This window comes from Amycolatopsis rhizosphaerae (assembly GCF_007713715.1).
GTDB lineage: Bacteria > Actinomycetota > Actinomycetes > Mycobacteriales > Pseudonocardiaceae > Amycolatopsis_E > Amycolatopsis_E rhizosphaerae.
Genome location: NZ_VJWX01000337.1, coordinates 1 through 7,895, shown reverse-complemented (window position 1 = coordinate 7,895; position 7,895 = coordinate 1). Strand labels below are relative to the sequence as shown.

9 protein-coding genes are annotated in these 7,895 nt (G+C 69.5%); 5 read left to right on the top strand and 4 right to left on the bottom strand.

What is annotated here, in order from left to right:
- Positions 1-371: alcohol dehydrogenase catalytic domain-containing protein (locus FNH05_RS26455; RefSeq protein WP_186382750.1), on the bottom strand; the 371-nt coding region annotated here is incomplete at its 3' end.
- Positions 372-389: 18 nt separating this feature from the next.
- Positions 390-1,100 carry a hypothetical protein gene (locus tag FNH05_RS26450; protein WP_144591426.1) on the bottom strand — a complete coding sequence of 237 codons (711 nt, stop codon included), beginning with the start codon at positions 1,098-1,100 and terminating at the stop codon, positions 390-392.
- 232 nt (positions 1,101-1,332) lie between these two features.
- On the opposite strand from FNH05_RS26450, the gene FNH05_RS26445 reads away from it, so the two are divergent.
- Together FNH05_RS26445 and FNH05_RS26440 are read left to right on the top strand one after the other, a co-directional pair.
- Positions 1,333-2,562 carry a sensor histidine kinase gene (locus FNH05_RS26445; RefSeq protein WP_144591425.1) on the top strand — a complete coding sequence of 410 codons (1,230 nt, stop codon included), beginning with the start codon at positions 1,333-1,335 and terminating at the stop codon, positions 2,560-2,562.
- Positions 2,559-3,251, top strand: coding sequence for a response regulator transcription factor (locus FNH05_RS26440; protein WP_144591424.1), 693 nt, complete (start codon positions 2,559-2,561; stop codon positions 3,249-3,251). The genes FNH05_RS26445 and FNH05_RS26440 overlap by 4 nt, the downstream gene beginning before the upstream one ends.
- A 700-nt stretch (positions 3,252-3,951) precedes the next feature.
- Here FNH05_RS26440 and FNH05_RS40100 read toward each other — a convergent pair.
- The gene (locus tag FNH05_RS40100) at positions 3,952-4,242 is read right to left on the bottom strand and encodes a putative quinol monooxygenase (protein WP_425458492.1); all 291 of its coding nucleotides are present in this window, start codon (positions 4,240-4,242) and stop codon (positions 3,952-3,954) included.
- A 203-nt stretch (positions 4,243-4,445) separates the two neighbouring features.
- Between FNH05_RS40100 and FNH05_RS26430 the strand changes: the two genes are divergently transcribed.
- Positions 4,446-4,997, top strand: a complete 552-nt coding sequence (locus FNH05_RS26430; protein WP_246127953.1) for a DUF4232 domain-containing protein — start codon at positions 4,446-4,448, stop codon at positions 4,995-4,997.
- A 90-nt stretch (positions 4,998-5,087) separates the two neighbouring features.
- Here the strand turns inward: FNH05_RS26430 and FNH05_RS26425 are convergent, their stop codons facing one another.
- Entirely contained in the window at positions 5,088-5,780 is a 693-nt protein-coding gene (locus FNH05_RS26425; RefSeq protein ID WP_144591421.1) for a hypothetical protein, read from the bottom strand.
- Positions 5,781-5,838: 58 nt separating this feature from the next.
- On the opposite strand from FNH05_RS26425, the gene FNH05_RS38305 reads away from it, so the two are divergent.
- Positions 5,839-6,018 (top strand): hypothetical protein, encoded by a 180-nt coding sequence (locus FNH05_RS38305; protein ID WP_186382749.1) that lies wholly within the window; start codon positions 5,839-5,841, stop codon positions 6,016-6,018.
- A gap of 198 nt (positions 6,019-6,216) precedes the next feature.
- Positions 6,217-7,353 (top strand): GyrI-like domain-containing protein, encoded by a 1,137-nt coding sequence (locus FNH05_RS26415; protein ID WP_246127951.1) that lies wholly within the window; start codon positions 6,217-6,219, stop codon positions 7,351-7,353.
- Positions 7,354-7,895 lie beyond the last annotated feature (542 nt).

Here is a 7,895-nt window from a genome sequence, read left to right as displayed (position 1 = left end):
GTGCTGAACGCCTCGGGAAAGCCGCCGGCCTCCTCCCACGGCAGGCCCTCCGGCACGGGCAGGAGGAGATCGGCCGGAACCGTGATCCGCTCGGCGTGCCCGCCGCCGCCCACCAGTGCCATCACCCGGTCCCCGGGCACAACCCCGGTGACACCGGGTCCGACCTGCTCGACCTCGCCGGCGACCTCCAGGCCGGGCACGTCGGCCGGCCATCCCGGGGGCGCCGGGTAATCCCCTCGTGCCTGCTGCAGGTCAGCGGCGTTGAGCCCGGCGGCCCGCACGCGGACCACCACCGTCCCCGGTCCCGCGACCGGCTCCGGACGCTGCTCCAACCGGAAGGTTCCGTGGGCATCGATCATGACGGTTTGCATGAGCGCACTGTATGCCCGTTATCTCCGGGCTTCAGGTGCCTCGATGCCACCGGCCGGTACCGAGCGGCGTGACAATGCCGCGGTCAGGCCCAGGAACCAGATCATGCCCAGGTACCGGCCGACGGGGAGCAAGGGCGTGGCGGCTTTCCACAGCAGGGAAAGCATCGACAGCGCCGACAGAGTAGCCACGGCGAGACCGAGCCAGTTGAGCCACCGGGGCAGGCTGGTGGCCGTGCGGGCAGCGGCCGCGACAGCGCCGACCAGGATTCCCGTGGTGGCAACCTGCCCGGCGGCACCGGTGATGAAGCTCAGGTCCATGACGGCCCGGTAGACGGGCAAGTCGTTCCCGGTGGCGGGAAGCGACAGAATCCACTGAACGCTCGCGGAGAGCAGCAGAAAAGCGGCGGCCACGGTGCCGGCGGCGCGCGCCAGTGCGGCATGGGCGCCGCACCCGGCGCGGTGCGCGTAGTCGGCGGCGAAGCCCGCGAAGACCAGCAGCGCCAGTGCGCTCATGGCTTGGCAAAAGGCCGCGACAGGAACGGTTCCGTGACCGGCGGTGGCCAGGTAGCGGGCAACCTCCGCATCGGTGGAGTAAGGCGTCACCACGGAAGCCCCCCTGGTCTGCCCCAGGAGGCCCGGCAGCACCAGTGAAGCGACGAAGAACAGCACGTAGCACGCTGCGGCCAACGCGCCGGACCGGGCGCGCGGCGAGATCTCGGGTATGGGCACGGTTCTCCTCGATTCTTGCTTTGTTGTCCGCATTGGACACAACCGGTATTCAGGCCATTGGCGGGATCCGCCGCTGTCCGGAAGCGGTCATGCCAGGCATGGTGCCCACCGGGAGGGCCTGGCCGCGTCGCGTCGCCGCAGTATCTCGGCGTACTCCAGGCGTTGTACTCCCCCGGGAGTATCGGCGAAATGCGCTTCAGGGACGACGCACCCAAGAAGCACGGCGAGGAAGATGAACCAGGTGGGACGCCGCCGCGACATCGCTGTGCCCGACGCGGAATCCGAGACCGGAAGACGAATCGGGCCTGCCCGCTCCCTGCCGCGCCGCGGCGACGTGCTGCTCGCAGCGGTTGTCACCACGGTCGGCGTGGCCATGGAACTCGCGACGTACCACCGGCTGCCCTGGGTACCGGGAGGTCTTGTCGCCGCGGCCGGTGGCGCCTGCGTCGCCTGGTGGCGGGTCAGGCCGACCGCGGCCCTGCTGGCGGTGTTCCTGATGTATGTGGCCGACACGGTGCTCGGCGTAATGCCGGTGCCGGTGTTCTTCCCGCTGCTCATCACCTTCGTTGCCGCGGTCGTCTTCGGGGATCGGCGGGTGGCCCATGCGGTGCTGGTTGCCGGATACCTCGTGGCCGTCGACGTTCCGGTACCGGGCTGGCGTGCGCCGACGGTGACGTCCGCGGCCGGCCTGGCCGCATGGTTTCTGGTGCTGGCCGCGAGTGCGGAGATCATCCGGGCCCGACGGCAGGCCCGCCGCGCGCAGGCGGCCGAGCTGGCCACCGAAGCTCAGGCCCGCCAGGAGCAGGCCCTGCGGCGTGCCGGGGAAGAACGCCTGCGGATCGCGCGCGATCTGCACGACGTGCTGGCCCATCAGCTGGCGCTGATCACGGTCCAGGCCAATGTCGGCCTCACGCTGTTGCCCCGCGATCCGCGCGCCACCGAGCAGGCCTTGACCGCGATCAAGGACGCGGGGAACTCCGCCCTGGGCGAGCTGCGCAGCGTGCTCGACACCCTCCGCGCGTCCGACGACGCGCAGACGCCACCTCGCCCCAGCCCACGGATCTCCCGCAGCGGCGACCTCGTGGAGTTGTTCGAAGGGGCGCGTGCGGCGGGCCTGGGCATCGAGGCGCACACCGACGGCGCCCTGCCACCACTGCCCACCCCCGTGGACCAGGCCGCGTACCGGATCATTCAGGAGGCGGTCACCAACGCGATCCGGCACGCGGGCGCCGGCACCGGCATCGCGGTACACCTGGCGTGCCGCACCGGGCGGCTGGAGCTGACCGTGACCGACGACGGCGCGGGGTCTCCGATCACCCAGGCGCCCGGCGGCCGCAACGGGTTGCCAGGCATGCGCGAGCGCGCCATCGCTCTCGGCGGGACGTTCACCGCAGGCCCCCTGCCCGGCCGTGGTTACCGGGTCGTCGCGGCTCTGCCGATCCGGGAGGACGCGGCATCGTGACCGCACATACTGCCGCGCCCATCCGCGTCGTGCTCGCCGATGACCAGGCACTGCTGCGCGCGGGAGTGCGGTTGCTGCTGGAGACCCAGCCTGACCTCACCGTGGTCGGCGAGGCCGAGGACGGTGAGGCCGCCGTCGCCCTCGTGACCCGCCTGCTGCCGGACGTGGTCCTGATGGACATCCGCATGCCCGGCCTCGACGGGCTGGCCGCCGCGCGCCGCATCACCGCCGATCCGGGACTGTCCGGCACCCATGTCGTCATCCTGACCACGTTCGACCTCGACGAGTACGTGTTCGAGGCGCTGCGGCTGGGAGCAGCCGGTTTCCTGGTCAAGAACAGCGAACCCGACGAACTCGTGCGTGGGGTGCGCGCCGCCGCGGCCGGGGACGCTTTGCTGGCACCCGGAGTCACCCGCAGGCTGATCGCCGAGTACGCCCGGCGCGCCAAACCGGCGCACGCCGCCGCCGCGGGCCTCGCCGCCCTCACCGAACGGGAACGAGAAGTGCTGGTGCTGGTGGGACTGGGCCTGTCCAACGACGAGATCGCCGCCCGGCTGGTCGTCAGCCCCTTGACGGTGAAGACCCACGTGTCCCGCACCATGACCAAACTCGCTGTGCGCGACCGGGTGGGGCTGGTCGTGCTCGCCTACGAAACCGGCCTTGTGCGCCCGGGCTGGGTCGTGGGCTGACCGCCCTGCCTACTCCCGGGAGAGTACCCGGGAAGCCTTCCCACGGGCGACGCCTCCACCCGCCCGGCATCCGCATCATGACCGCATGGCCCCGCGACGAAGCCGTGGAACCCGGCAGATCACCCTCATCGCGCACCTGGTGTCCTCCCTCGGCTGGCTGGGACTGGACATCGTGCTTCTCACCCTGGGCACCCACGCCGCCACACATCCCGGCGACCGTCACACCGACTACCTCACGGTGCGGCTGTTACTGAACACCCTGCTCTTACCCTTGAGCCTGTCCTCGATCGGTACCGGGCTGCTCCTGATGCGCCTCGGGCCATGGCGGTTCCGGCACGACCACTGGGCAACCGCGAAACTGGTGATCAGTACGGCGGCAGCGGCGGCGGCCTGGCTGGCACTGCGCCCCCAGGCCGACCAGGCCGTCGCCGCCACCGCCCGTCGCGCCGATCCCGGGTCGTTGTTCGCCACCCTCCACGCGCCGGGGCCGACACTGATCATCGCCCCCGCCGTGGCCTGCGCCCTCTACCTCACCGCCACCGTGCTCGGCGTGGTCAAACCCGGCCGTGGCCGCCGACGACGACGACGACGCAATCGTGTTTCGCGGCGCGACGCAGCAGGTAACGAATCAGGACATGATGCACGGGCGCCGCGAAGCATCACAGCGTGCTATCGACCTACAGTCCTGCCGCCGGTGTGGTCAAGACGCGGCGGTTGGGCCGTGAACATGGACGGCGTGACCGTAGAAGCCTTCAGGTTGCCGGGCCAAGAGCGGAGGACCCCGGCGTGTCACCGCTGCGACCGGCTCGGAACGCGTGGTCGCGTCGTGTGCCTGCTTGTCGATCCACAGCTGCGTCAGCCAGATGGTGTCCGGGTCGTCAAAGGCGGTGTTGACGCTGTAACCGAGCAGGCCGCTGTCGTCGCCGCCTGCGCGTAAGCCCTCAAGGAGCACGGCGACCAGTTCGTCACGCCTGCCGGGCAATGCGGTCATTCGTCCGTAGACGCTGAACATGTTTCCGTCGGACACGCTGCCGCCCCCTGTTTGAACCGCCTGTGTCCGAGCCTACTCTTTCCCCTCCAGCACGAGGCGAACAGCAGCACCGATTCGATGCCGGATCCGGGGGCAGGCAGGGCGACCGGCACCGCACCGTTCGGACGGATGCGCATCGAGCCGTCGAGTAACGTCGGCGCGTGATGATCCGTCGCCTTGGCCTGCCGTTTGCCGGGACGGCCTTGCTTGCCGCTTGTTCCGGCCCCGCCCCGGCTCCACTCCCCGCCACGCCCACCGGGTCCCCGGCGAGCACGGCCGCGGCCTGTCCGGAGCCCGGAATCAGGATCACCGCGGGCGAGGTGGACACCGCGATGGGCCTGCGAGCGCTCGGGATCCTCCTGACCAATTGCGGCACCCGCGACTACACCGCCCACGGCTATCCGGTGGTTCGGGTGCTGGACGCGGATCGGAAGCCACTGGAAGTCACCGTGGGCAACGGTTCGATGCCGGTCAGCGCACCGGACAGCTACGACGTCCACCCCGTGCCCGTGACGCTGCGGCCCGGCGACCAGGCGACGGCGCGGGTGCTCTGGCGCAACACCGTGACGGACTCGGCAGTGCCGGCGACGGAGGGCCGGTATCTGGAGGTTGCCCCCGCGGCGGGGCACCCGGCCCAGCTCGTCGAACCGCGCGGCGGGATCGACCTCGGCAACACCGGCCGGCTGGCCGTCAACCCCTGGGCGGTCCGCTCCTGACCTCGATCGGTCAGGTGTCGGGGAGAGGGATCGGCGCAACCGCTTTCCGTGTCGAATACATCGAAATGCGAACAGCGGTCGCGCGCTTCGTCACCGAGTCGGCCGACGTGGCCGTCGGTTGGCCCGGCCAGGGCGATTCCGCGCGGTCTGGGGCTTCGGTCTCCGAAGGCCGAGCCACGCCGCCAGCGCGAACAGCCCGGCCAACAGGACCGCGGCGGCGCCGGCCAGGACCGTGCCGACCGTCAGCGCGACCGGGTCCAGTTCATCCGCCGGATGCGTCGCCACGATGCCGGCCGGGTCCTCGACCACGTCGATGGTCTGGCCGACGTCCATCCGGCCCGCCACGGAGACGGCGTCGTCCAGCATGGTGCCGTCCGGCCGGCGCAGGCGGGCCGTGCAGGCATGGCCGCCCTTGACCCGATGGCATTCGGAGGACACCGCTGTCGCCGTGAACCTGGTGCCGTGCACGGCCAGGTAGCCGACGGACGTCACCGCCACGGACGCGATGTACAGGCAGGTGATCAGGAATGCCGGGAACAACAGCCAGACCCGCCCGGACATGATGACGGCCGCGCTGGCGGCCAGCACGGCGAGCAGCAGGCCGAGTACGAGCCCCGCCACGATGGCCAGCGTGCTGCCGCTGACGAACCCCACCGCCATGACGGCGCCGAGCACCAGCACCGCCAGCCAGCCCACGGCGCTGCGCAGCGCGACTACGCGCCCGCTGGGCGGCGGCTTCGGCTGGCCGGAATCCCTTGGTGCCGCGGGTTTCTTGGCTGGCATGCACCGATCATGGCACGTCAGTGCGCTGTTCCGCAGGCGTTTGACGCACCCGGTTGCGATGCGTCATTCCGGCGTCCCCAAGCGCGCCGACGTCACCATCGATCAGTCGCAGAAGCCGGTCCGGCCCGGGTGGGAGGTCCGCGAGGCCGGGCACGAAACCCGCTTGCGCGCGGGCGCCCGCGTCGAGACCCCGAACGGGCTCGGCCACCGGTGGATGACCCAGGATCCCGCGCGCTGACCACGTTCTGGGCCCGATGCTGACGGGCTTCGCTTCGGGGACGTCGCCGCGTCGCTCACCACGGCCATCCGGTCCGAAGAACTGTCCACTTGGCACACCCGGCCGCAACTGCCCACGCTTCGGGCCGGCTCTTCCGCTCCACTATTCTAGTGCTAGGATACCTGGGTGTCTTCAACACTGACCGACGGTGAGCTGACAGTGCTCGGACTACTCGTCGAGCAGCCGCGCCACGGGTATGAACTGGAAAGGGTCATCGAGGAGCGGGGTGTGCGCGCCTGGACGGCGCTCGGCTTCTCCTCCATCTACTACGTACTCGACAAACTGGCCAGGCGCGGCTTGATCGAAACAACCAGCGCTCCGTCAGGCGGCAAGTCGCGCGCCACCTTCCGTGTCACGGAGTCGGGCCGCGAACTGTGCGCTGCCACCACGCGCGACGCGCTGGCGACGCTGACACCGGTAAGGGCACGCGTCCTGATCGCGATGGCCAACAGCCCCAGCTTGCCGGATGTGGACGTGGTGACCGGACTGACCGGCCGCCTGGAAGCGTTGCGAAAACAGCTCGCGGACGTCCGGGCAGCCCGTTCCCGGCAGGAACCCCTGCCCGCGTCCGCCTCCGCGATCTTCAACTACAGCGAGGCCATGCTCGCGGCCGATACCGCATGGACCGAAAAGACTCTGGACACACTCACAAAGGAATCCGCAATGGACAAGTACGACGTCAAAAAGCACCATCACGAGCTCTACGCACCGCCGTCGAAGGAGTTCACCGTCGTCGAGGTGCCCGAGTTGCGGTACATCGCAATCGACGGCCAAGGTGATCCGAACACCTCCCCTGACTACGCGAACGCGGTCGAAGCCTTGTACGGGGTGGCCTATGGGCTGAAGTTCGCCAGCAAGAAGACCCTCGGCCGAGACTTCGCAGTCGGTCCGTTGGAGGGACTGTGGCGAGCGGACGACCCCACCGCATTCCTCAGCCGGCGCAAGGAAACCTGGGAGTGGACCATGATGATCAACCAGCCGGACTGGATCACCGAGGACATGGTCCGGACCGCCATCGACGAGGTCGTCAAGAAGAATGCCGCAAAGAAGAAGGACAACGCCGCACTCGGAGACATCCGGCTGCGCGCCTTCGCCGAAGGGACCTGCGTCCAGATCCTGCACATCGGCTCCTATGACGACGAAACTCCCACCTTGGACCGTCTCCACAACCGCTACCTCCCCGACAACGGCCTCACCTTCAACGGTGACCATCACGAGATCTACCTCAGCGACGCACGTCGAACGGCACCCGCCAAAATGAAGACGATCCTGAGGCAGCCCGTCAAGCCCGCATAGCGAGCCGCTCGGCGCCGGGTGCTCACCGGTCGGATCGTGGTCTCAGGCCTTCGCGCGTCATCGACTCCAGTGCACGGATATAGACCTGATATTCGCCGATGAGCAGTCGATCCTCCACCGACCGCGGATGGATGGCATCAAGCGAGGACCGCAAAGATTCGACACTCAGGACAAGCTCGGCGAGGCCAGGGATCTGTCGAGCGTGCATTTGGCCGTCTGAGACGCGAGACGCTCTTCCCGCAGTCCGGACGCTGGAGCGGACCTTCGGCTGAGCAGCGAGGTGCCGGCACCCGGCGTTCTTCACGGATGCACGCGCCGTATATCGCGGGCGTATCGAAAACCGGATACGCCGCCGCAACAACCTTCCTTCTTCACTGGAGGCGTGGACCAGGGCAATCAGGAAGGGACCGTGAGGATGGACTCGGATTCCGTACGTGGTGTCGACCGGCGGCGGCTGCTCGGGTGGGGCGGGTTGGCGGCCGCCGGCGTGGTGGCCGGTGGGTCGCTGGCGGGCACCCAGCTCGCGCACGCCGCCCCGGCCC

Bases quoted from the DNA above. Each gene is read 5' to 3' on its own strand.
- FNH05_RS26445 (WP_144591425.1), top strand. From the start codon at position 1,333: ATGAACCAGGTGGGACGCCGCCGCGACATCGCTGTGCCCGACGCGGAA.
- FNH05_RS40100 (WP_425458492.1), bottom strand. From the start codon at position 4,242: ATGACCGCATTGCCCGGCAGGCGTGACGAACTGGTCGCCGTGCTCCTT.
- FNH05_RS26430 (WP_246127953.1), top strand. From the start codon at position 4,446: ATGATCCGTCGCCTTGGCCTGCCGTTTGCCGGGACGGCCTTGCTTGCC.
- FNH05_RS26425 (WP_144591421.1), bottom strand. From the start codon at position 5,780: ATGCCAGCCAAGAAACCCGCGGCACCAAGGGATTCCGGCCAGCCGAAG.
- FNH05_RS38305 (WP_186382749.1), top strand. From the start codon at position 5,839: ATGCGTCATTCCGGCGTCCCCAAGCGCGCCGACGTCACCATCGATCAG.